Source organism: Pseudomonadota bacterium (assembly GCA_018823135.1).
Classification (GTDB): Bacteria; Desulfobacterota; Desulfobulbia; order Desulfobulbales; family CALZHT01; genus JAHJJF01.
Genome location: JAHJJF010000134.1, coordinates 1 through 23,495 on the forward strand (window position 1 = coordinate 1; position 23,495 = coordinate 23,495).

At 48.3% G+C, this 23,495-nt stretch carries 16 protein-coding genes; 13 read left to right on the forward strand and 3 right to left on the reverse strand.

Annotated elements, in window-relative coordinates; all coding sequences use genetic code 11:
• Nucleotides 1–290 precede the first annotated feature (290 nt).
• A complete protein-coding gene (locus KKE17_13770) occupies nt 291–1,643 on the forward strand; it encodes a phosphoglucosamine mutase (protein ID MBU1711066.1) in 1,353 nt (450 codons plus the stop codon).
• A 198-nt stretch (nt 1,644–1,841) separates the two neighbouring features.
• Nucleotides 1,842–2,576 (forward strand): TlyA family RNA methyltransferase, encoded by a 735-nt coding sequence (locus tag KKE17_13775; GenBank protein MBU1711067.1) that lies wholly within the window; start codon nt 1,842–1,844, stop codon nt 2,574–2,576.
• A gap of 119 nt (nt 2,577–2,695) precedes the next feature.
• Here KKE17_13775 and KKE17_13780 read toward each other — a convergent pair whose 3' ends face one another.
• A complete protein-coding gene (locus KKE17_13780; protein ID MBU1711068.1) occupies nt 2,696–4,384 on the reverse strand; it encodes a GAF domain-containing protein in 1,689 nt (562 codons plus the stop codon).
• A gap of 332 nt (nt 4,385–4,716) precedes the next feature.
• Here KKE17_13780 and KKE17_13785 point away from each other — a divergent pair, with 332 nt between their 5' ends.
• From KKE17_13785 to KKE17_13810, 6 genes are all read left to right on the forward strand, one after another.
• Nucleotides 4,717–5,397 (forward strand): DUF3047 domain-containing protein, encoded by a 681-nt coding sequence (locus KKE17_13785; GenBank protein MBU1711069.1) that lies wholly within the window; start codon nt 4,717–4,719, stop codon nt 5,395–5,397.
• Nucleotides 5,398–5,751: 354 nt separating this feature from the next.
• The gene (locus KKE17_13790; GenBank protein ID MBU1711070.1) at nt 5,752–6,228 is read left to right on the forward strand and encodes an SH3 domain-containing protein; all 477 of its coding nucleotides are present in this window, start codon (nt 5,752–5,754) and stop codon (nt 6,226–6,228) included.
• A 987-nt stretch (nt 6,229–7,215) separates the two neighbouring features.
• Nucleotides 7,216–7,731, forward strand: a complete 516-nt coding sequence (locus KKE17_13795) for a chemotaxis protein CheW (GenBank protein ID MBU1711071.1) — start codon at nt 7,216–7,218, stop codon at nt 7,729–7,731.
• Between the two features lie 72 nt (nt 7,732–7,803).
• Nucleotides 7,804–9,465, forward strand: coding sequence for an MCP four helix bundle domain-containing protein (locus tag KKE17_13800; protein MBU1711072.1), 1,662 nt, complete (start codon nt 7,804–7,806; stop codon nt 9,463–9,465).
• 203 nt (nt 9,466–9,668) lie between these two features.
• Nucleotides 9,669–11,696: a response regulator gene (locus KKE17_13805; GenBank protein MBU1711073.1), complete on the forward strand. Its 2,028-nt coding sequence runs from the start codon at nt 9,669–9,671 to the stop codon at nt 11,694–11,696.
• Nucleotides 11,696–11,845 (forward strand): hypothetical protein, encoded by a 150-nt coding sequence (locus KKE17_13810; protein ID MBU1711074.1) that lies wholly within the window; start codon nt 11,696–11,698, stop codon nt 11,843–11,845. Before KKE17_13805 ends, KKE17_13810 begins: the two co-directional genes overlap by 1 nt.
• A 2-nt stretch (nt 11,846–11,847) precedes the next feature.
• On the opposite strand, the gene KKE17_13815 is transcribed toward KKE17_13810, so the two are convergent.
• Complete coding sequence (locus tag KKE17_13815) at nt 11,848–14,757, reverse strand: DEAD/DEAH box helicase (protein MBU1711075.1); 2,910 nt, start codon at nt 14,755–14,757, stop codon at nt 11,848–11,850.
• A 306-nt stretch (nt 14,758–15,063) separates the two neighbouring features.
• Here KKE17_13815 and KKE17_13820 point away from each other — a divergent pair, with 306 nt between their 5' ends.
• The 4 genes from KKE17_13820 (at nt 15,064) to KKE17_13835 (ending at nt 20,625) form a co-directional block, all read left to right on the forward strand.
• On the forward strand, nt 15,064–16,731 hold the full coding sequence (locus KKE17_13820) for a prephenate dehydrogenase/arogenate dehydrogenase family protein (protein ID MBU1711076.1): 1,668 nt from the start codon (nt 15,064–15,066) through the stop codon (nt 16,729–16,731).
• A gap of 122 nt (nt 16,732–16,853) precedes the next feature.
• Complete coding sequence (locus KKE17_13825) at nt 16,854–18,440, forward strand: DUF445 family protein (GenBank protein ID MBU1711077.1); 1,587 nt, start codon at nt 16,854–16,856, stop codon at nt 18,438–18,440.
• Between the two features lie 510 nt (nt 18,441–18,950).
• Nucleotides 18,951–19,724, forward strand: a complete 774-nt coding sequence (locus tag KKE17_13830; protein MBU1711078.1) for a type III pantothenate kinase — start codon at nt 18,951–18,953, stop codon at nt 19,722–19,724.
• Complete coding sequence (locus KKE17_13835) at nt 19,705–20,625, forward strand: LD-carboxypeptidase (protein MBU1711079.1); 921 nt, start codon at nt 19,705–19,707, stop codon at nt 20,623–20,625. Before KKE17_13830 ends, KKE17_13835 begins: the two co-directional genes overlap by 20 nt.
• Nucleotides 20,626–20,858: 233 nt before the next feature.
• Here KKE17_13835 and KKE17_13840 read toward each other — a convergent pair whose 3' ends face one another.
• Entirely contained in the window at nt 20,859–21,578 is a 720-nt protein-coding gene (locus KKE17_13840; GenBank protein MBU1711080.1) for a 1-acyl-sn-glycerol-3-phosphate acyltransferase, read from the reverse strand.
• A gap of 560 nt (nt 21,579–22,138) precedes the next feature.
• On the opposite strand from KKE17_13840, the gene KKE17_13845 reads away from it, so the two are divergent.
• Nucleotides 22,139–23,495: DUF748 domain-containing protein (locus KKE17_13845; GenBank protein MBU1711081.1), on the forward strand; the 1,357-nt coding region annotated here is incomplete at its 3' end.

Genomic DNA, 23,495 nt, shown 5'->3' on the forward strand with positions numbered 1-23,495 from the left:
CCACCACGGACAAAGATGATCAAGGTGATGCCGGAAAAAGTATCAATTACCATAAGCCACCCGAAACCGGCCAAGAAAAGAAAACCCACTCCTGAATAAACATTATTTTCTCGCTACCTTGTCAGAATCGTAACCAAGCGACAATAACGAGACTTTGAAGTCAGCGAACTCTGCGAGAATATGAAGCCAGATTGCGCTCGTAAAATTATATGATTTTATCAGCTCCGTTGGTGATCCCGGGAATTTTCGCGAATGTTTCAAATCTAATACTTTCATAAGGAACAAAAAAAATGCGCAGGTTATTTGGAACAGATGGTGTCCGCGGCGTTGCCAACATTTATCCCATGACAACCGAAATTGCCATGCAGATCGGCAGAGGGCTTGCATTTCAGGTCAAAGACATGCGCCATGACCATAAAATCGTCATCGGCAAGGACACCCGCATTTCAGGATATATGATCGAAAATGCCCTGGCCGCCGGCATCTGCTCCATGGGTGTAGACGTCCTGCTCGTCGGCCCGCTTCCAACGCCGGGAATTGCTTTCATTACCACCAGCATGCGCGCCGATGCCGGCGTGGTTATTTCCGCATCGCACAATCCCTTTCAGGACAACGGCATCAAAATCTTTTCACGAAACGGCTTTAAACTGCCGGACGAGAAAGAAGCTGATATCGAGGATCTGATCTTTTCCCATAGAATGGCAGCGTTGCGGCCTGTTGCCGAAGAAGTCGGCAAAGCTTTCCGTATTGACGACGCCCGCGGTCGTTATGTGGTTTTCCTTAAAAACACCTTTCCAAAGCAATACACCCTTGACGGGTATCACATCGTCCTTGATTGCGCCCACGGGGCCACTTATGGAGTCGCGCCCCATGTGTTCGAAGAACTTGGCGCCAAAGTCACACTTCTAGGCGTTCATCCGGACGGCAAAAATATCAATCACAAGTGCGGAGCCCTGCATCCGGAACTCATGGCGGAAACCGTCAAAAAAGTCCAGGCGGATCTCGGTCTTGCCCTGGACGGCGACGGCGACCGCCTCATTGTCTGCGACCACAGAGGAAATGTAGTCGATGGCGATCATATCATGGCGATCTGCGCCGCGGATCTCCTGAAAAGGCGTAAACTCAAAAAGAAAACTCTGGTAGCAACGGTGATGAGTAATCTTGGCCTTGAAAATGCCATGGAACAGATCGGCGGCAAACTAGTGCGTACAGGGGTTGGCGACCGATATGTTGTCGAAGAAATGCGAAAAAACGGCTACAATTTCGGCGGCGAACAGTCAGGACACCTGATTTTTCTCGATCACAATACCACCGGCGACGGAATCCTTGCCGGCCTGCAACTCCTTTCAATTATGATCAAACAGCAGAAACCGCTTTCAGAACTCGCAAAGATCCTGGTGCCGGTCCCCCAGATTCTGAAAAATGTACGAACAGTAAAGCGTATTAACACCAGCAAGATAAAAGGATTTCAGTCAACCGTCTCAACAATGGAGGAAAAGCTGGGGCGTAAAGGGAGAATCCTGGTCCGGCCGTCAGGAACCGAACCGGTCATTCGAATAATGATTGAAGGCACCGACGACAAACTTATCCACCGGATGGCGGAAGAACTGGCAGAGATGGTTCGTAAGGCCGATGAAACTTAACAGCCCGTCAGGACTGCCCCCCGAAAAACTGTCCTTGTCAGAAGTTTTGAGTCCAACCATTTGGCAATGACAATTCTACCCGCCTCAAGGTGGGCACCTAAACCGCAACAGAGAATCATTAATTGATTCTTGCTGGTAACAACCTGAAATTACGATCTAAATCAAGTTTTCTAAAAAATTCATCCCAGATAATTTTTCATGAAAAAAATTCACCTGGATAAACTTATGGTGGCGAAACAATTGGCCACCACCCGGCAAAAGGCCCAGGCAGCTATTGTCGCCGGGATCGTTGAGGTCAACGGCCTGCCGGCAAATAAACCCGGCTCCCAGTTTCCGGAAAATTGCAATATCACCATCAAAGGCCCGAAAAATCCCTTTGTGAGCCGTGGCGGACTCAAGCTTGCGGCAGGCCTTGAATTCTTCAAGATTTCCCCTGCCGGATATATCTGTGCCGACATCGGGGCCTCCACCGGCGGCTTTACCGACTGCCTGCTCCAGAACGGCGCTCGGAAAGTTTATGCAGTTGACGTGGGCTACGGACAGCTCGACTGGAAACTGCGTCAGGACGACAGAGTGATTGTCATGGAACGGACCAACGCCAGAAATCTCACTCCCGCAGACATACCCGATCCCCTTGATCTGGCGGTAATCGATGCATCATTCATATCACTCAAACTTCTCTTACCGGCGGTCCTGCCCATGCTTGGCATCTCCGGTTTGACTCTCGCACTTATCAAACCGCAATTTGAAGCCGTCAAAGATCAGGTTGGCAAGGGCGGGGTTGTTCGGGATTCACAGGTGCACGAAACGGTCATTGCAGACATCCTGGCCTTTGCCGAATCGTTATCCTTAAACAATCATGGGGTGACGGCTTCGCCGATTTTCGGACCCAAGGGAAATAAAGAATTTCTTGTCTGCTTCAGTAAAAAGTAAACCGCTGTCGGCTTTAGTCGATATCTCAAGGCACATAGTCACAGAGTGGCAAAGGCACAAAGTACAAAAAATATCAGACCGATCATTTTATAAAAACTTTGTGCCTTTGTGCCTGAACCTTAAACAGTATACTTCTTCCCGTTCCACTCAAATCCATCCTGTTGCCTTTTGTTCAATACCTTTCTTGCATATTCGGCAATCATCCCGGATTCCACCATCAGATCACAGATATTACCGTCAAGATGATTATCCTTGACCATGAAACCAAGAATCTTCATGGACTCGGACAGAAGCTTGCCCTGTTTATACGGCCGGTCTGAAGCAGTCAGAGCTTCAAAAACATCGGCAACCGCAAGCATCCGCGCCTGTACCGGAATATCTTCGCCAGAAAGACCGCGGGGATAACCGCTGCCGTCCAGTTTCTCGTGATGCATGCCCGCATAGAAAGGAACATAACGGAGTTTTTTGGGAAACGGCAACCCTTCGAGCATGCGGATACTCATGGTAACATGGTTGTTGATTTTATCCCTTTCCTTGCCGGTAAGAGTTCCTTTGCGTATCGACAGATTTGCGACTTCATTTTCATCAAGAAATGATCGCTCCTTGCCGCTGATGCTTATTTTCATCCTGGCAATATCCTGGATTGTCTCCACTGCGTCATCAGCCAGAAATTCACCGCCGACATTGACTTTCTCAAGAAAACGCTCCTGTTCGGAAATTTTTCCAAGGTCAGCGTCCAAGGCCTGCCGGTCAATATCAGCCACTCCCCCTTGTGACTGCAATGCCGCCCGGAGGTGCTTTATTTCAGCATCCCTTTTCGCAATTTCCAGGCGATGCCGCACCAACTCCATCCGGTCAAATATCGTTTCAAGCTTGGTTGCCTTATCAACTACATACTCAGGGGTGGTGATTTTACCAACATCATGCATCCATGCAGCCATGCGGATTTCAGCCATCTGGTCATCGTTGAAACGCATATCCGAAAAGATTCCCTTGTCAACGCGATTGATCTCCTGAGCAATAGTTTCGGTCAATTCAGCGACGCGCAGGATATGGCCTGCGGTGTAAGGAGATTTTTCGTCAATGGCATCGGCAATGGTTTTCACAAAGGCGTTCAACAGATCCTCAAGCCCCTGGATCAACCTCATGTTGGTAATTGCAATCGCCGCCTGGGATGCAAGACTGGTGATGATCTCGATCTCGTCGGTGGGAAATGAAACGACCTCGCCACTTTCCCGGTCTCTGACGTTTAAGAGCTGCAAGACGCCGATAACTTCGTCCTCATGGTCGCGCATGGGAATGACCAGCATGGACTTTGACCGGTACCCTGTTTTGGCATCAAAATCCTTGGTGCCCTGAAAATCAAAACCTTCGGCATCATAGACATCAGGGATATTAATCGCCTCGCCCTTCAAAGCGCAGTAAGCAGAGACATTCTGATAATTGTCGCTGCCATCGGAATTTTTCAATGACACGGAAGGCCAGGTTATTTTTTCGTTCGTCCCCCCCATGCGTACATTTAACGAATCGTTCTGAACTATGGCAAAATCCAGAAGGTCTTCTTTTTCTTTACGGATATACAGAGTGCCGCCATCGGCATTAGTAAACCGCCGGGCTTCACTGACAATCATTTCAAGGAGTCTTTCCAGATGTTTCTCTGCGGACAAGGCAAGGCCGATCTTCACCAACTCATGAATATGGCTCACCTGGCCTTCAGAAAAATCCTTAACTATATCAACGGTCTGCTTGAGCAATATATTAATCGCCCGATGTTCGCTGTATAACCATTCTTTTCCGGAATTCGACATATATTCCCCACTTTTCGGGTTTGACATGATAAGGTTTTGTCCACCTGTAATATTTCACTGCGATGATTTTTCATCAAAATGGAATATAACGGAGCAACGGACAAAAAGCAAAAAATCAAATTGAAAGACACCTTTTTAATCCTCTCAAAAAAACAACCCATACCCAACGCCCAGCCGCGCAAGAGCTTATTTTTTTCTGTTCATCTCTTTACATAACCGGAATAGAATTATAGTATTTCGTAAAGCATGGTCTGTGCCAAATGAGGTTTTTGAAAGTCTTGCAGGCTCGCCTCCCACTTCAACCATTGATAACACTGGTCGCACCTTTACAAATGAAACATCGAATAAGCCATTACCCAAGACACCTGTGCATAGTCCTTTTCGCGGGCGCGGTACTATTCGGTGTCTTCGCGGTAACCGGTGGCGAAGAAATACTGGTAATCGATGACTTCGTAAAAGGCATTTCTTCCCACTGGCAGGAAAAATCCTTTAAAGGCCACACATTCTATCAGGCAGCTAATGACGGGGGACGCTTTTGCATCAAAGCACAGAGTGATAACAGCGCCTCCGGTCTTTTTTACAAAATTGAATATTCAGCCGTGGATTATCCGCTTCTCACCTGGGAATGGAAGGTTGAAAAGACGATTTCCGCCGGTGATGCGCGGCATAAATCCGGTGATGATTACGCAGCCCGGATTTATGTCGTCTTTCCATCAATCTTGTTCTGGAAGACCAGGGCGCTCAATTATATCTGGGCCAACAAACTGGAAAAAGGCGCGTCGCTGCCCAACGCCTTTACCGCAAACGCATACATGATTGCCGTTGAAAGCGGACCGGAACAAACAGGTAAATGGCTCACGGAAACGAGAAATGTCTATGAGGACTACAAAAACTCGTTTGGAGAAGAACCGCCAAAAGTTGGGGCGATTGCGATCATGACCGACACCGACAATACCGGTGAACAAGCTTCGGCTTATTACGGTAAAATTTTCATCCAGCGCAGCATGCAATAATCTGCATCTTTCTCAGCGGGAAATTATACAGGGGACTCATGTCGTTTCCTGCTTGCAAAGACTTCAAGGCCAAGGTTATTAAGAAGTTGCACGGTGAGGTGAAATCTTTCGCCCCTGTGAAATTAATCCCCCCCTTACCTTGCAAAAGAAAAATAGTCGGCTAGAATAAGGATACTTTTTTACTTTGTCTCAAACGGCCGGTAAATTGATGATGAGTCAAGATAGCAACACAGTAAGACCTTTGAAAAGTCTTTCAATCATCACCGGGACCTTCCCTGATAACTGGTTTCTTGCGCTGTACCCGTCTGAATTGTGTCGCGGATTCTGACAAAACAATTAATGAGGTAATTATTCATGCAAAAAAAGAATTTTTCTTTTTATAGGTATCCGGGTAACGTTTTGATTTTCTGCAGTATCCTGCTTCTTTTTGCAGGCACATCCTTTGCCGGCGACTATGTCAGTGTGAAAAAAGACGGCATCCGTATCCGGTCCGCCCCAAACACCGATGCTGAAATTCTCTGGGAAGTTTTTGAAGATTTCCCCCTGGAGATCATAAATAAAGATGGGGAGTGGATACAGACTGTTGATTTTGAAGGTGACAAGGGATGGATATTCAACTCCCTGACATCCGATAAAAAGACTGCGATAATCAAGGTGAAAACCGCAAACATGCGAATTGGCCCCGGCACCGCCTATGAAGTCATGGCCTCGGTAAAATACGGCGTAGTCTTTAATGTTATTGACAAAGAAGGACCCTGGATCAAGGTCAGCCACGAAGACGGAACCGTTGGCTGGGTCCACAACTCTCTTATCTGGCCCAGCGATCCCTGATAATTTGCCGGGTTTCTTCTTTATAAAAGGATCAGGCCGATAACAAAGAACACCTGTCGAGGCCAACCCGGATAAATTGACTGTTTCCAGGGCAAAGCTCGTCACCAGCTTTGGTCGGATTATTTTTCTTTCTCTGGGCCTTCTCGATTTTTTTGCGGCACCTGCGTTTTTCAAAGAATTCCCTGCCTGCCACCTCATTATCTCTTTTCTGCTGTTGCTGATTTATTATCTTCTCGGCAAGGCACTCAATCGGATTCCCAATACTTGCTGGCAATATCTGCCAGCATCCTGAGCGAGCATCGTTACCTTTGATTAGATGATCGATCCTCAAACTCGGAGGTAATACCTCAAAGGATTTCAGGAGTCGAGCACCTCAAACAATTCAACAAAAATATCTACAATCCCAGACCCAGCTCCGACCTCCAGACATACGGGGAAATGAAAAAGTGCGCCCGGCTGCAGTCGGGATTTCTGGCCAATATGAGCTCTGAAATCCCGACCCCATGTATGCCGCTCTCTGGATGACCGCCCATGCCATGGCCGGCGACAAAGAAAAATGCCTTGCTGCGGGAATGGCCGATTACATTGCTAAACCCATCAACCCGCAGTCTTTGTTTCAAACCTTACAGAAATGAATAAACAACAAACCCTACCGGAAGGAGCCTGATTTCCTGAAACCTGACAGCAGTAAAACATGAAAAAAATCACAAAACCTCTCGGGCCTGTCAGGTTTTCCTGTCATTTCAAGATGTTATGTTTTTTTTTGCTTGATCTTTAGTAGTCTTTTTCGGTTTAATAGATTAATGTCTGATAAAATCATTACATTTCCTTAAGGTAAAAAAATACGTTATTAATAACACCAGATAATCACATGACTAACTGCCTTCAGGGATTGTTAAAAATTTAATTCTCGGCTTATGAACGCCGAAGTCTTGTTGAAACATGTTATCCGACGCTATCACAAACATCTTCAGGAGGGAGTAGAACATGGCACAAACAAGCATTAAACTGGTTGACAGCCAGGTCTCACAGGGTCGGGGCGGGAAATATCTTACCTTTGCCCTGAGCAACGAGGAATATGGGGTCTGCATCCTGAAAGTCAAGGAAATCATCGGCATCATGGACATTACCCAGGTACCCGGCATGCCGGAGTATGCCAAAGGCGTTGTCAATCTGCGAGGCAAGGTAATTCCCATTATCGACCTCAGGCTGAAATTCCACATGGAAGAAAAGGGATATGACAGTCGCACCTGCATCATTGTTGTGGAAATCTCCGGGGCAAGAGATTCCGATGACATTTTGATCGGGATTGTCGTGGATTCCGTTTCCGAGGTGCTCACTGTTGCGGAAAGTGATACCGAACCGCCGCCGGACTTCGGCATGCATACCCAAAAAAGCAACATACTCGGCATGGCCAAAGTAGGGGGAAAGGTAAAAATTCTCCTCGACATTGACCGCGTATTGACCAGGGAAGAACTCGCCGCCCTGACCGACAATGATTGATATTACGGAACCAGCCAGATCAATTCACATAAACCATATCTCAATTAATGCAGAGGGGAAGGGGAAACACCTATGTCTCAGATGACCGTTGGCAAGAGAATCGCTTTATCCTTTACCGTCATCCTTATTTTAACTCTATTACTTGCCGGGATCGGTTCTTTTAACGCACAACGCGTGTTAACCAGCATGAATGACCTGGCAAGCATTCACGTTCCATTAATGGCCCTGCAGGAACAACTCGCTGAAGAAGTAGCCGAACAGGAAGCAAGCGCCCTGCTTTTCGTTCTTCATGGTGACAAACGCTTTTTGGAAAAATTTGACACGCTCGATAAAGAAGTTGATACACGTTTCAAAGAGGTCTCCTCCACCGTTTCAAGCGATCAGGAGCTGGTTGATGCTGGTTGGATCAGTATAGTCAACTCTGCTGCCGCAGCACATGACGATTTCGTTGTTTCAGCCCGGAATTTGATGAAAGCAGCCCAGTCGGGAGACAAGGCAGAAATTGATCATAAAGCCGACATTCTCGAAGAGAAAACGAAAAAATTCAAAGAAACGGTTTCAGTCTTTAAAGACACCAACAAGAAGGAAACCGCCGCCGTAACCAATGAGGCAATGTCCCGGAGCAAAACAGCTAAAACGATGATCGGCATCTTCAGCCTCATAGCCTTGATAGTCGGAGTCCTTCTTGCAATAATCAGCACCCGCGGCATTACGATTCTGCTCAAAAAAATAATAACAGAATTAGGCGACGGTGCGAGCCAGGTCGCTGCCGCTTCAGGACAGATCGCCGCCGGCAGCCAGACCCTTGCCGAAAGCTCAACCGAGCTCGCCTCCTCCCTTGAAGAGACCTCGGCCGCCATGGAAGAAATGTCCTCCATGACCAGACAGAACGCCGACAACTCCAACCAGGCCGACAGTCTCATGCAGGAGACCAGCAGGATAGTAATTGATGCCACCAGCTCCATGGGCCAGCTGACCAGCTCCATGGCGGAGATATCAAAAGCCAGCGAAGAAACATCAAAAATCGTTAAAACCATTGATGAGATCGCCTTTCAAACCAATCTTCTGGCATTAAATGCCGCGGTTGAAGCGGCTCGGGCCGGAGAAGCCGGCGCCGGTTTTGCCGTGGTGGCGGATGAGGTACGCAACCTTGCGATGCGGGCTGCGGATGCGGCGAAAAATACCGCGGATTTGATTGAGGAAACTGTAAAAAAAGTAACCTCCGGTTCTGAACTGGTGGACAAAACCAGTGGTGCATTCTCCCAGGTTGCGGACAGCACCAATAAGGTTGCCGGCCTGATCACTGAAATCAATATCGCCTCCACCGAGCAGGCAGAGGGTATCAACCAGGTAAATGACGCCCTGACCCAGATGGACGCAGTGGTTCAGTCCTCAGCGGCCAATGCCGAAGAATCATCAAGCGCCTCGGAAGAACTCAACGCCCAGGCCGAAGCAATGAAAAGTTCGGTAAACGAGCTGGCAATGCTCGCCGGCATCACCCAAACAACACATAAAGCTGAACAAAGACAATCGCCCCAGCGGCGTCCAACAAATAAACAATCAAGCGTTGCTTCCGGAATGAATAAAGGCGGCAAGCAGCGATCGCTTCCGGCGCCCGCAGCCAAGAAACCGGCAAAAAAACATTCTGCCGCTCCCGCTCCAGCAGCACCCAAGCAGAAAGCTTCGGAGATCATCCCCTTTGATGATGATTCGGATCAATTTGAAGATTTTTAATACTCCCTGATTCAGTTTAAACCGCGCATTCAGAGGGCATTCCCCCTCAGAATGCGCGGTCCCCCCTGAAATTCGCACCAATCCTTCAACATTTGCTGAATTTAATGCTTGCCGGATACTAAGAAAATGAATAGAAATAATGGCACCTTACTTCATCAACAACTCTGATTCTCCCTTGAAAAGTAAAAGAATTACACCATACTATGGGGCAAAACAAACTCTTTCCTGAATTTTCAGCAGATGACAATTCTTCATTCCTGTGGATTATTGCGATTCTGCTGGGCACGATCTTCTTTTCCGAACTCATTATCATGTATTTCATGGCCCCGTTTGAAAAAGGTTATACACGCTGGGCCATAGCCTTTTTCGATGCAATTATTTTATTCTGTATCGTCGCGCCGGTTCTCTATCTGACCCTTCTGAAACCCATGCGCCGCCGCCTGGAGCTTTTAACCAAAACCGATAAGATATTACAGAACCTCGCGAACCTTCAGGAACGAAAAATCACTCAGGGAAACGCGCAGCTTATCACGGAAATTGATGAACGAAAACAGATTGAGGTAACTCTTAAGAATAACTTTCAGACCCAGTCAATTATCAATAAATTACTCCTCCTTTCCCTGAATGATATGCCGCTGAAAGATCTGCTGCAGGAATTCATCTGCCACGTAACTTCCCTTCCCTGGCTGTCGCTGGAGCCCAAAGGCGCGGTCCTTCTTTCAGAGGGTGAAAATAATCTGAAGCTCTATGCTCAAAGCGGACTGAGCCAGGAAATAATAACCAGGTGCGGAAACGTCCCCTTTGGCGTTTGCCTTTGCGGCAAATCCGCCCAGACCGGGCAGGTGGTTTTCGCCGACCATATTGATCACCGCCACGACATCACCTTTGAAGGGATGAAACCCCATGGCCACTACTGCGTCCCAATCATTTCAAGCCGGAAAAAACTTCTGGGCGTTTTCACGCTGTATACGGTGGCAGGCCATCCACGTGCTCCCATTATTGAAGAGACATTAATCTCCATTGCCGGGGTTGCAGCAAACATCCTTGAACATAAAATGGCCCAGGAGGAAAGGGAAAATCTGCGCGGCCAGCTCCGACAATCGCAAAAACTCGAGGCCATCGGCACCCTTGCCGGAGGCATTGCCCACGATTTCAACAATATCCTTGCGGCAATCATCGGCTATTCTGAAATGGCCCAGGCCGAATTACCGGAAGGCAGCATCTCCAGGTCCGATATCAATCAGGTGCTCATTGCCGGAAAACGTGCCAAAGAACTTGTCGAGCACATTCTGCTCTTCAGCCGCTCGGGTAACCAGGCCCCTGCGCCGATGAGGATCACCCCCATAGTCAAAGAAGTCCTGAAACTGCTTCGGGCAACCATACCTTCCTCCATTGAGATCAAGCAGTCCTTAAGTTCTGACATCGGCGCCACCCTCATCGACCCGACGCAACTCCATCAGATCATTATGAATCTCTGCACCAATGCCACCCATGCCATGGAACAGGGAGGAATTCTCGCCGTACAGCTGAGCAGCGCTACCCTTAATGCCGATGATATTAAATCTCTCGCTCCTGAATTAACTCCGGGTAAATATATTCAATTGACCGTAACCGATACCGGCAAGGGCATGGATGAACCCACCCTGAAAAGAATCTTCGAGCCCTATTTCACCACCAAGGACCCTGACAAGGGCACCGGCCTCGGCCTCTCGGTGGTGCATGGGATTATTGCAAGCTGCGGCGGCGCAATCACGGTTGAATCTCTTCCTGGTAAAGGTTCGACTTTTCGCGTTTACTTCCCGGAAATCGGCGAAAAAACCATCGGGGAAGGCATCTCTTTAGCCCCGGCCCCCTTCCCTTCAGGCCGGGAGCGAATACTTGTGGTGGATGACGAACAACCGATCACCGACCTTGAAAAAAGAATACTGGAACAACTGGGATATACCATTACCAACATAAACAGCAGCATGGGTGCCCTTAAACTTTTCAAAAGCGATCCTGATGGTTTCGATCTGATCATTACCGACCAGACCATGCCCCATCTCACCGGTGCGGATCTTGCCCGGGAAATTCTTCAAATAAGACCGGACATTCCCATCATCCTCTGTACCGGTTACAGTGAATCCCTCACAGAAGAAAAAGCAGAACAGCTCGGCATTAAAAAATACCTGAGAAAGCCTGTAGTGGCACGTGAGCTCGCCGAAACGGTGCGGAAGGTTCTTGATGCTTGATGCATACGGGACATCTCATCAATGAACTACCCCTTGACGAACACGGGATATCAGAAGCCGGCAGCCAGAATTCCGAAGTCACAATTTTTCATATCCTGGCACAAATGCTTTCCATTCTGAATCCTGACTCCTGGATTCTGGCTTCTTGATTCTAAACTGCCGCAAAATCCACCGGGCATCGCACTATGGCTTTGGCCTTGTTTGAAAAGAGCAGATATTTATGTTTGAGACCGTAGAGGTACAGGTCTCTGGTGATTTCCACATCCTTTTTACAATACCTGATAATTTCATCCATCTTCCCTTCCTTATACCATTGAAGCGCCATTAAACCGTTGGCGCTCTTTTTCACATTCAGGGTATGCTCGGCAAGATGATCAAGGCTTAAGCGGTAGCCAAGCTGGCCATAAACCTTTTCAAGGATATCCATGGTAGGCAGGGCATACAGATCATAGGGCGTATAGGAAGACAATACTTTGTTATCGAATTTTTTATTATTAAAGCCGATTACCAGATCAAGCTTCATGAGATGTGAAACCATTGCCGGGATCTCGTGCTCGAGATAAGTGAAATACTCATCCTCCCCGGCATCATAAACCACCGCGACACTTATCCCCATCCTCTCAGCCCGGTGCCAGCCGCCGACTTCTTCTGCGGACAACCTGGTTTCTACGTCAAAGACGCCGTATCGTTTCGGTGGTTTGATTTCTTTTTCAAGTTCCTCGGCTACAGACTGAATCGACTGACCTCGACGTTCCTGATCAATGACTTCTATGGTCGTCTCACTTTGCTTACGGCCATCCAGGAGACCATGGAGAATCCGCAGGGCCGCATTCTTATCAATGGGGCGATTGCCGGAGCCGCATTTCGGCGAGTGTACGCAGGAAGGACACCCGACCTCACAGGGACAGTTTTCAATAGTCTCAAGGGTCGATTGCAGCAACGCCTCGATCTTCAAAAAGGCCTGTCTGCTCAGACCGATACCACCGGGATACCCATCATAAATAAACACCGCAGCCCCGGAAGTCTGGGGATGAAAAGGCTGGGCAATGCCGCCCACATCATTGCGGTCGCATAAGACCAGCAACGGGAAAATGCCGATTGCCCCATGTTCAAGGGCATGAATGCCCCCCATGAAATGCACCATGTCTTTTTCAAGCCTGTCTTTGAGATCCGCCGGTATCTCGATCCACAATCCTTCGGTCTCAAAAACAAAGGGCGGCAGATCCAGGGTCTCGGTGGCAATGATCTTCTGGCCGCTTACCAGGCGCCGCTGGAAACCGGTCACCGTATCGGTGACCCGCAGATATCCGAAAGATACACTGAAAGATCCCAGATTTGTTTTACTGTATGTTTTAAGAATTTCGGTGTGCTTATGTCCTAAAACCCTGGTGAAATAATTGACGTTCCTCCGGACCACCCCCACCCTTTTGCCCGGGATATCGAGCTCGGTGACCAGCCAGGTTTTACCGCGATGCAGATAGATGGCACCAGGATAGCATTCCTTGAGGCAGCGCACGCCGTCGATTTCACCGAGAAGTTGTTCTTCTCCTGCAACCCTGATTGCAAAGGAATTACCACTGCCACGCAAGTCCAAGTCCCGGTGCGGATATTTGCGCCCGGTAAACCAGATGCCCCCTGATTCACCAACGAGAAACTCCCCATCATGTTCCATCTCAGCGGCGACCTCGCCGGCCACACCCTGCACTAGAGGATCATCGATCTTGATGGGGTTTTCCGCAGCCGCACAGAGGAGGTGTTTTCTGATTATCTGACGGTTCTGCGGATTGATCACTGCGGCCTCAACCGAGCGTGCGAAAAAATCCGCAGGGTTCCTGATGAAATGCTGATCAAGGGCATCCTCCTGGGCAACAAGAATCACCAGCGAATCGGTCTGCCGCCGCCCTACTCTGCCGCTTCGCTGCCAGGTGGACATGATCGTTCCGGGGTAACCCACAAGAATACAGATATCCAGGCTGCCGATATCGATGCCAAGCTCCAGGGCACTGGTGGAAACCACCCCGAGAAGCGAACCCTGTGCCAGTCCCGCTTCAATCTCCCGGCGTTCCTCCGGCAGGAATCCCGCCCGATAGGCGGACAGGATATCCTTTTCATCGCCAAGACGGTCACGGGTCCACATGGAGACCAGTTCAGCGATTTTTCGTGACTGGGTATAGACAATGGTTCTCAAGCCCCGTTTCATTGCAGCTTCGAGAAACTGGCTGGCCACATAGCCTGCGCTTTCATGGGGATCGACAAAAACAAAATGCCTGGTTCCATTGGGAGCGCCGGTTTCGGTAATTGCCGCAGCAAACGGCAGATCAACAAGATCGCCAGCCAATTCACCCGGATTTCCAACGGTTGCCGAAGACAGTATAAACTGCGGATTGGAGCCGTAGATCGCGCAAATTCTTCTGAGACGGCGCATCACCCAGGCCATATGGCTGCCGAACACCCCGCGATAGGTGTGCACCTCATCAATTATAATATGGGTGAGTTCGGGCCAGAATGACGCCCAGCTGCCATGATAACCCAGCAAGGAAAGGTGCAGCATATCCGGATTGGTAATCAGAATGTGCGGTGGATTCTCTCGCAGTTTTTTTCGATGATAGCTTGAAGTGTCCCCGTCGCATATCGCCGCAAAAGGCCGCATTTCGGGCGGGAGTCCTGCCGCGAGATCGTTTATTACCCGAAGCTGGTCCTGGGCCAGTGCCTTGAGCGGAAAAAGATACAAAGCCCGGGTCTTTCTGCCGGTTACTATGCTTTCAAAAACCGGCAGATTATAAATCAGACTTTTACCGCTTGCCGTGGGACTTGCGACAATAACATTCTCGCCGCGCCGCACCAGATCAATTGCCTTGACCTGATGAGTGTAGAGCCGGTCAACACCGATGACGGACAAGGCCTGAGCCAGTTCATCAGGGAGAGGTTTTTCAAGATCGGCATGCATTGCATCATGTCCGGCAATCATTTCATGGTGTCGGACCTGAGGACCGAACCTCGGAGAACTCTTGAGCGCCGCAAGATATTCTTCAATGGAATTTTGTTTATCGTTGTTTTTCATAGAAAATCTTGACCATATGCCCACAACCAACTAAATATACTAAACACTATGGCCTGCCGGGTGCAACGGAAACAACAAAAGTAACCAGTCAATATCATTAACTTTAGAAATTTCAAAAACGAACCGCAGAATATCGAACAAGCAACAGAAGAATGATCGAAGTATTACTTCAAAATTCGACATTCCTTGTTCGATATTCGATATTCATTTTTTTTAAACAGTATTCATTCACTTAAGTGAATGATCTTGACCGGTTACAAGAAACAACAAATCAACTTTCAAATAAAATCCTGATAAGGAATCATCATGACCGCTATTGCGACTCTGGGCCCGGAAGGTTCCCATGCCTGGCAAGCTGCAAAACAATTTGACGGTGCTGCGGAAATACAGGTCTTCCCGCACCTGAGCATGGTTGTCGAGGCCTTTCACAACCGGAAGGCCGATTACGCCGTGGTGCCGGTGTATAATACCAGAGAAGGCGAGATAAAAGAATGTTTTCAGATGATGGAAAATCTCACCACCGGCCACTGGGTGGAAAACATTGTCCTGCCGGTTCATCTGTCCCTGGGAGTGCCGCCTGGAAACGCAGGGATCAATACGATCATCGGTACAACCCATGTTTTGAGACAATGCGATTCCTATATTTCGAAACACTTTGCCAATGCAACGCTGATCGCGGTCCAGGATCCCATCGTCGCCCTTGATGATTTCAAAGACAGGGATGATTTTGCAATCATTGAGGCGGAAAATCTGATAACCGCCCAGGGATTGAGCATTCACGAACGGGAAGTCGCACCCCATAACCGGACCCGGTTCGCGGTCCTGGGAAAAACCCTGACCGATTCCACCGGCTATGACGCCACGGTCCTGCTCACCACACCTTTGAAGGACCGGGTGGGTCTGCTTTTTGATATCCTGGGAGAATTCACCCGGCGGGGTGTCAATCTCCTTGATATGCGCACCGAAACCGACATTAAAAGCCAGAAGCTGCAGTTCTATTTTGAAGCGGAAGGCCATATCAATGATCAGGCAGTTAAAGAGGCGGTTGAGCATATTGAAAACAATGTGGTGCAGGAAAGAAAATCCGTCAAAATCCTGGGCAGCTTCCCCAGGGTGGACATGCGGGTAAAAAGGATTAAAAAAACCGGTTTCATCGGTTCCGGCGACATGAGCGCCTGGTTTGCCAGAAGACTTGAAAATGAAGGATACCAGACCGTGCTCACCGGCAGAAACTCTTTAGTTCGTCCCGAAGAGATGATTACTGATGCCGATGTTGTATTTATCTGTGTGCCGATCAGCGCCACCCCGGAAACCATTGAGCAATATGCGCCGAAGCTTCGCGATGGCCAGGCACTGATTCTTCTTGCCGGGGAGGCCGAAAACAATATCGACACCGCCCTGCGTCATACCTCGAAAGGTGTCGAGGTTATGCTGATTCACAACCTATGGGGCCCCAAGGCCACCACCATGAAAGACAAAAATGCCTCGGTGGTGCGGACCTCGAGAAGCGGTGCCCTGTGCAGTGAAATCGAGGCATTCCTCTTCAAGCATGGCGCGGTGATCTGCCGGGACAAAGCTGTTGATCATGACCTTCTCATGGGTGTCGGGCAGAAACTTCCCACTGCCATCTCCCTTGCTTTAGCCATGACCCTCAAGGAAAACAAGCTTTCCACGGAAGATATCGACAGCCACTCAACACTTACTTCTCTTTACAGTATTCTTGCCATGGCCCGGGTCCATTCACAGAATCCCAGGACCTATGCGGAAATTATGACTGCCAAAGGCGCCGGCGGAAAAATCGTCAGCGACTTTATCAATAATCTCTCGGTTGTTCTTGATCATGCCAGATCCGGAGATGTCGATGGTATCTGTTCATTGATTGAAACAGGGGCTCTCTATCTGGGCAAAGATTTCCTCAAAGCCCGGATGCGGCAGGCCCTTGCCATGGATGAAGTTCTCGGCTATAAAGGCTGATCAACTGAGAGCGTCAGGTTAACAGGCTGAAGGTAACCCTTCCGCCTTGCCCCCTTTTAACTTTCAGGCAATAATCACATCGCATCCACTCCCTTGCTTACATTGATACGGAAGAAAAACTAATGAATCAAATTCTCACCTATCTGGCGCCGCCGATGCTCGGCGCCTTTATCGGTTACATGACCAATTATGTTGCGATCAGGATGCTTTTCAAGCCGCTGAAACCCTGGTATTTATTTGGGATCCGGGTGCCGATGACTCCCGGCGTGATCCCGGCAAAACGCCACGAACTCGCCAGAAATATCGGCGAGATGGTCGGCGAGCACCTGCTGACCGGATCGGATATCAGAAAGGCCCTTGAAGAAAAAACCTTTCGCAATGATCTCAAAAAGCTCATCGATACGCGGCTTGAATTGATCATGGATAAGGAACTGGGGCCGGTCTCGACTCTTATCCCGGAACGATTCAAGACCTATTTCAAGGTAGGGATCAAAATTCTCAGATGGCGCTCACTCAAACATCTCCAGGCACATATCAGCAGCCCGGTATTTGCTGAAAGGCTCTCCCATCATATAACAGACCGGATAAATGAATTTCTGGAGCGGACACTCAACGATTCCATCTCCGAAGACACCAAAAACCATTTCTTCTCCTCCCTTGAAAATGCCACAAAACGATTCCTCGCCGATCCTCAGATCGAAGAATGGATCCGGAAGTCCCTTGACCAGAAAACCTCAGAAATTCTTCGCACCGGGCGAAGTGCCGGCGATCTCCTGCCAAAATTTCTTACCGAGCAGTTAATCACCCTCCTCGAGCAGGAAGCCCCAAGCCTTGTCGAAAAGTTCGCCACCCTGCTTCAGAAGCCGGAAATGCGAGAAAAAATTGCTTCGGGTATTGCCGGGGCAGTGCAGAATTTCGCCTCATCCATGGGACCGATGGCGGCGCTGATCAGCAATTTCATCAGCCCCGAGACCATTAAAAAGAAGGTGGGCAATTATCTGGAGGATAAGGGAGATGAAATTTCTCAGTGGCTTATCGACGATTCTGTCCAGAATCAGATTGCCCGGATCCTGAGGGAAAAGGCGGAATCATTTCTTGCAACGCCGATCTCGGAACTCCTGATCAATGTGCAGCCTGAAACAATAGATCGCGCCAGAAACCGGCTTGCCGATCAGATAATAACGCTCATTCAAAACCCGGAAACCACCATTACCATATCCCGCATACTCAAAGATCTCCTCTCATCCCAGGGAGAAAAATCACTGCAGGAAATTCTCACGAATCTCTTCGGGGAGAATGATGGACTTGAAAACGGCAAAAAGCTGGTGACCGTTGAAATCATCAATACGATCAAATCCCCCAAAATGAGACGAATCCTTGATCAATTGCTCACCGAATTTGTCGAAGGCAAACTTCTTTCGCACCCCATAGGCACCTTATCGGCTTTTCTCCCCGGCGAGGTCCGAAACAGTATAAATGACTACACACTCCAAATGGTCGGCGACCTTCTGGTTCGTGAAATACCGGGCTTGATGGATGCCTTGAATATCCGCCGGCTGGTGACCCGCAAGGTTGACTCCTTAAACCTGAACCGCCTGGAAGGATTACTTCTGGTTGTCATGGAGGAGCAATTCAAATACATCAACCTGTTCGGTGCGCTGCTGGGTTTCATCCTCGGGCTGCTGAACCTGTTTTTCCTGACATTGTAGAACCGGCAACCCATCAGATTATTAGACTAAAGACTGAAGGCTTTTAGTTTTTGAAAATGATTTTCCCTTTCAGCCTGAAAGCCTATAGCCTGTTAAACTGCATAGTTACAGAGGCCGGGCCTTGCCGCAAGGATTCGATCCGAAGGCAATTTTGAAAAAAATAAAAAAAAGTTGGAACTCTTTCTGCAACCCCGTGTCTTATATTTAAAGCATTAAACGAATAACCCCTTTTTTTATTCTTTATGTTTTCTCTTTCGTAAAACCCGGGTGGCCTCCTCCTCCCGGGTTTTTTTTTGCTTATTTCCTTCCACATCCGAAGTTCCCTTTTTCTCCTTTACTCCTTCTTCCTATGGAAATATAGTACAGTTACATATTGAAAGGTGATTACCTCTGAATTTCAGCCCACCGGAATTTATCCTTCGGCTCTGGCTGAAAAGCGCGGAAAATCACATAGTGAAAAAATCTTCCCACCTATAAATTCATCAGTCACCGAGGAATAAACAACCTATCATGCTCTTAGCCATTGATGTCGGCAACACCCACATGGTGATCGGGGTCTTTGACCAGGATCGAATTCTCTGTCAGTGGCGGGTCAAAACCGACAGAGATTCCACGGCTGATGAACTGGCAAGCCTTTTCCACGATCTGTTCACCTTGAAAAAAATGCATTTCACCGACATTACCGACGTGATTATCGCAAGCGTTGTGCCTCCCATGCAATCCGCCTGGGCCAAATTCACTGAAAAATATCTCTCCCTGCGTCCCCTTCTGGTCAGCAACACCATGAAAACCGGCATGAAAATCCTTATCGACTCACCCAAAGAGCTTGGCGCCGACCGGATTGTCAATGCGGTGGCTGCCTATGAAAAATACCACGCAGCCCTGGTGGTGGTCGACTTCGGCACGGCAATCACCTTTGACTGCATTTCAGCAAAAGGCGAATATCTCGGCGGAGCTATTGCACCTGGGATTGCGATTTCCCTTGATGCACTAGACATGCGGACCGCCAAGCTCCCCCGCGTTGACATATCGAGCCCCCCGCAAAACGCCATTGGGAAAAATACCGTTGAAGCGATAAAATCCGGCATCCTTTTCGGTTACGGCAGCATGGTTGACGGACTGATAAGCAAAATTTCAAAAGAATTGCAGCCGGACATCCCGAAAGTCATTGCCACCGGAGGAATGGCGGAGCTCATCGCCCCTTACGCCAAAACAATAGAAAGTGTCGAGCCCCACCTCACCCTTGAAGGTCTTTACCTGCTTTATGAACGAAACCGCCCCTGACCTTATCCTGCCTGACCGTCTCAAACGCGGCGACACTGTGGGCATAGCTATCCCTGCCGGACCGATAATCCGCGAGGATGAATTTGCCACCGGAGTCCGGTTGCTTACCGATATGGGGTATAAAGTACGAATCCCTCCGGATTACAAGCGGATGAATTCCTATCTTGCCGGTACCGACAAGGAACGCGCCGCGGAACTTAATTCGTTTTTTGCTGATCCTGAGATTAAGGCTATTGTCGCTGCCCGGGGCGGTTACGGTTCCTTACGAATTGTCGCAGACCTTGACATGGCATCAATAAAAAGAAATCCTAAAATTATTATCGGCTTCAGCGATATATGCGTCCTGCTTACGGCAATCCACCGGAACACCGGCCTGGTCACTTTTCATGGACCGATGCTTTCAACCCTGCAGCGATTAAACAGTCATTTTCACGAATCCTTTTTTTCCATGCTCGCCAAACCCGATCCACAGACAATTAAACCTTCCGGATTGGAAATCCTCATAAAGGGAAGTGCCAGAGGCAAACTTGTCGGCGGCAACCTCACCAACCTTCTGCATCTGCTTGCAACCCCCTTTGAACTTTCCTGGGAAAACTGCATTCTTTTCCTGGAGGATGTCAATGAATCCTCCTACCGGGTGGACCGGATACTTACCCATTTGAAACATGCAGGCAGGCTTGATAGTGTTCGCGGCTTGATTCTGGGAACTTTTGAGAACTGTGATAATATGGAAAATATCTGGGCCCGGGCAATGGAACTTTTCGGAGATACCAATATACCGATCTGGGCCAATTTCCCTACAGGGCATGGTGAGAATAATCAGATTCTGCCCATCGGCGTGGAAGCCGAAATGGACGGCGCCACAGGAAAGCTAAAATTCCTGGGGCCTTGTATTGCATAATTCGTGAACTTTCTGAGTTGGCGCGACGTACAGGGTACAAATTAATTAATCAGCGCCTTTGATCACGCTGTTCAATTTGAATTCAGAATACAGTCATCGACAACCAGAACAAATGCAGGAAAATCGTTCCTTCTGACTTCTGACTTCTTCTAAAAGTGAATCAATGGCACAGCTGCCCCAAATAGCTATATAATTTCCGGCAATAAAACAGGGGACGGACATTGAGAGAATTATTAATCCTGCAGCAATTTTGCAACCTTGTCATGCAGCTTTTCCGCAAGTTCCTGCCGCTCTTTCAGACTATAATTCCCGGTTTCCATGGGCTCGCCCACCCGAACCAGAACCTTCCCAGGTTTCACCAGGAGCCTGCCTTTGGGGAGAATCTCATGGGTACCGATTATTGCTACCGGTACCAACTGCACACCTGATTTTATCGCCAGGGTCATGCCGCCGCTCTTGAAGGGCTGGAGCTTGCCGTCCTTACTGCGCGTGCCCTCCGGGAAAATTATTACCGACGTCCCGTCGGCAATCCTCTGTGCTGCCTCGGCAAGGCTCTTCATCGCCGCCCGCCCCCGGGACCGGTCAATGGAAACATAACCGCCATATCGCATTGCGATCCCAAAAACCGGGACGTCAAAAAGCTCCTTTTTGGCGAGCCACCTGAAATCATGTTTGAGATGGCCCTGAAGCGTAAAAATATCAAATTGGCTCTGGTGATTTGCAGCAAAGATGTAGGGCTTTTGCGGATCAAGTTTTTCCTCGCCCTCAATCGTTACATCAACACCGCTCAACCAGGTGACGATCCTCCCCATATTCCGCGGCAGGGTCTGGATGGTCTGGGCTGTAGCACGAAAGATAACAGCATAGATAATTGTCGTGACACTCACAAGAAAGGTTAATAGCGGGGTAAGAATAAGAACCAGCAATGCCCGGGGGAAATTTAATATATTCATAAACTCTTAGTCTCGTCGTAGAAAATGATAACTTGCAACAAACAATTTACGCAGTAGAAATAACATGTATCTTTGATTTATATACCTTAAAAAAGGCTATACTTTCCAGCAGAGTGTTGAAAAATTACTGCGCCACTATATTTTTCAACATCCTGCCGGAACTTTACAGAGATTTCTCGCCTCAATCAATATATCAAGCGCCTTGAAAAAAATTCTCGTCCGCAATTGTCGGGCTCGCAGATAAGCGGGAGTATAGAAACTTTGGAAAGCACGCGTTGGACGCGTCTTCCCTCCTTTCACTTATTGAAATTATTGGAGGCGATAATTGACGTCCCAGCAAAAAAAGCTCCAGCGACGTTATGAGTTTGTAAGTCTTTGATTTTCCATACTTGAAAGACTTCCATTGTGGGCGACTGTAAGATTCGTCTGTTCAGTATCCGACTTTTTACGAGATTATAAAAATTCAATTGTTTTTCGGTGAGTTAGAAGTATATCTTATTCATTCTTAGGCAAATCCCACCCAAGAAAAAAATCCGCCTCACGGACCATGTAAATATAAAATGAACGAATCCAACAGGGACAATCCCCTAGGCTCAATCCCGATCAACGAAAAGCAGGAAAACGGTAAAGATCTTCCCCAAGGGCTAATTCCGCCCTTGACGCCGCCGCCTTCTTTCCCCAGAAAAAGCGATCCGCCGAGCAGCAAGCCCTTCCGTGTTATAAAATGGACGGCTTTTGTTGTTTTGTTTGCAGTAGCCTTCTATTTTCTCGCAGGATTTCTCCTGATCCCCTATTATCTCCAGACTTTTCTGCCAAAACAACTCGAGAAGATCCTGGACAGGCCGATAAATATCGCCTCCACCGGTTTCAATCCCATAACCCTGACCATGACCTTTCAAAACGGCATAGTCGGTCCTAAAAGAAATTCACCCGAGGATTTTGTTGACCCTCTTTTATCTTTTGGAAAAATAAGCGTGGATTTTGAGCTGCTCTCTTTTATGAAAAAAGGCTTCATCGCTAAAAGCACAAATATTGACCAGCTCTTTATCCATTGTGTTCGAAACAAAGAAAACAAGTATAACATCCTTGAAATAAGCAATGCTTTGCAACACCATCTTGCAGGAACTGGTTCCCTGCCCGCCGGCGCTCCACTTTCCACCGGACCATCCCTGTTCTCGCTTAACAATCTGGTGGTAACCAGGAGCAGTGTTACCTTTGATGATCTCCCCTCCGGTAAGACGCATACCATCAAAGAAATTAATCTGGCCATCCCGGTTCTGACCAATTTTTCATTTCAAATGGAAGACCTGATCAAACCGAGTTTTTCTGCGATTATCAACGACAGCCCGATACGCATGAAAGGTGACACCAGGATAAAGGATGACAGCATTGAGGCAAACCTTGAACTGAATTTAACCGACATCGACCTTCCTGAATACTTAGCGTATTTACCGAGCAATTCTGATTTTCTGGTTACAAAGGGCAAGGCCGATTTAACCCTGAACCTGACATTTAAAACCTCTGATAAAAAATCACAACTGGGCATTGACGGCGCTGGAAAAATCTCCGATCTCAGGCTCAATGACAAATCAGGAAAAAACCTGGCAACCATCCCGGAATTACAGATTTCCGGAAATTTCATCCCCTTGGCAAAAACCTACCATATAACCAACCTTGTCCTTAATAATCCCAAAATTCTCATTGAACGCGATCCCGGCGGGAAATTAAACATACCTGTCCAATCTCCTGCAAAAGAGGCATCGGCTGCCTCACAAATCAAGCTTCGGATCGACAACATCCTTGTTAAAAACGGCGACCTTTCTTTTATTGATCAGTCGGTCAAGGGAGGATTTGCCGCATCCTGGAAAGACTGCGGTTTCACTTTTGAATCCCCCGCTACCGACCCTGCTAAACCCG

Bases quoted from the DNA above. Each gene is read 5' to 3' on its own strand.
- KKE17_13775 (MBU1711067.1), top strand. From the start codon at position 1,842: ATGAAAAAAATTCACCTGGATAAACTTATGGTGGCGAAACAATTGGCC.
- KKE17_13835 (MBU1711079.1), top strand. From the start codon at position 19,705: ATGAACGAAACCGCCCCTGACCTTATCCTGCCTGACCGTCTCAAACGC.
- KKE17_13790 (MBU1711070.1), top strand. From the start codon at position 5,752: ATGCAAAAAAAGAATTTTTCTTTTTATAGGTATCCGGGTAACGTTTTG.
- KKE17_13805 (MBU1711073.1), top strand. From the start codon at position 9,669: ATGGGGCAAAACAAACTCTTTCCTGAATTTTCAGCAGATGACAATTCT.
- KKE17_13770 (MBU1711066.1), top strand. From the start codon at position 291: ATGCGCAGGTTATTTGGAACAGATGGTGTCCGCGGCGTTGCCAACATT.
- KKE17_13780 (MBU1711068.1), bottom strand. From the start codon at position 4,384: ATGTCGAATTCCGGAAAAGAATGGTTATACAGCGAACATCGGGCGATT.
- KKE17_13825 (MBU1711077.1), top strand. From the start codon at position 16,854: ATGAATCAAATTCTCACCTATCTGGCGCCGCCGATGCTCGGCGCCTTT.
- KKE17_13820 (MBU1711076.1), top strand. From the start codon at position 15,064: ATGACCGCTATTGCGACTCTGGGCCCGGAAGGTTCCCATGCCTGGCAA.
- KKE17_13830 (MBU1711078.1), top strand. From the start codon at position 18,951: ATGCTCTTAGCCATTGATGTCGGCAACACCCACATGGTGATCGGGGTC.
- KKE17_13840 (MBU1711080.1), bottom strand. From the start codon at position 21,578: ATGAATATATTAAATTTCCCCCGGGCATTGCTGGTTCTTATTCTTACC.
- KKE17_13795 (MBU1711071.1), top strand. From the start codon at position 7,216: ATGGCACAAACAAGCATTAAACTGGTTGACAGCCAGGTCTCACAGGGT.
- KKE17_13785 (MBU1711069.1), top strand. From the start codon at position 4,717: ATGAAACATCGAATAAGCCATTACCCAAGACACCTGTGCATAGTCCTT.
- KKE17_13815 (MBU1711075.1), bottom strand. From the start codon at position 14,757: ATGAAAAACAACGATAAACAAAATTCCATTGAAGAATATCTTGCGGCG.
- KKE17_13800 (MBU1711072.1), top strand. From the start codon at position 7,804: ATGTCTCAGATGACCGTTGGCAAGAGAATCGCTTTATCCTTTACCGTC.
- KKE17_13810 (MBU1711074.1), top strand. From the start codon at position 11,696: ATGCATACGGGACATCTCATCAATGAACTACCCCTTGACGAACACGGG.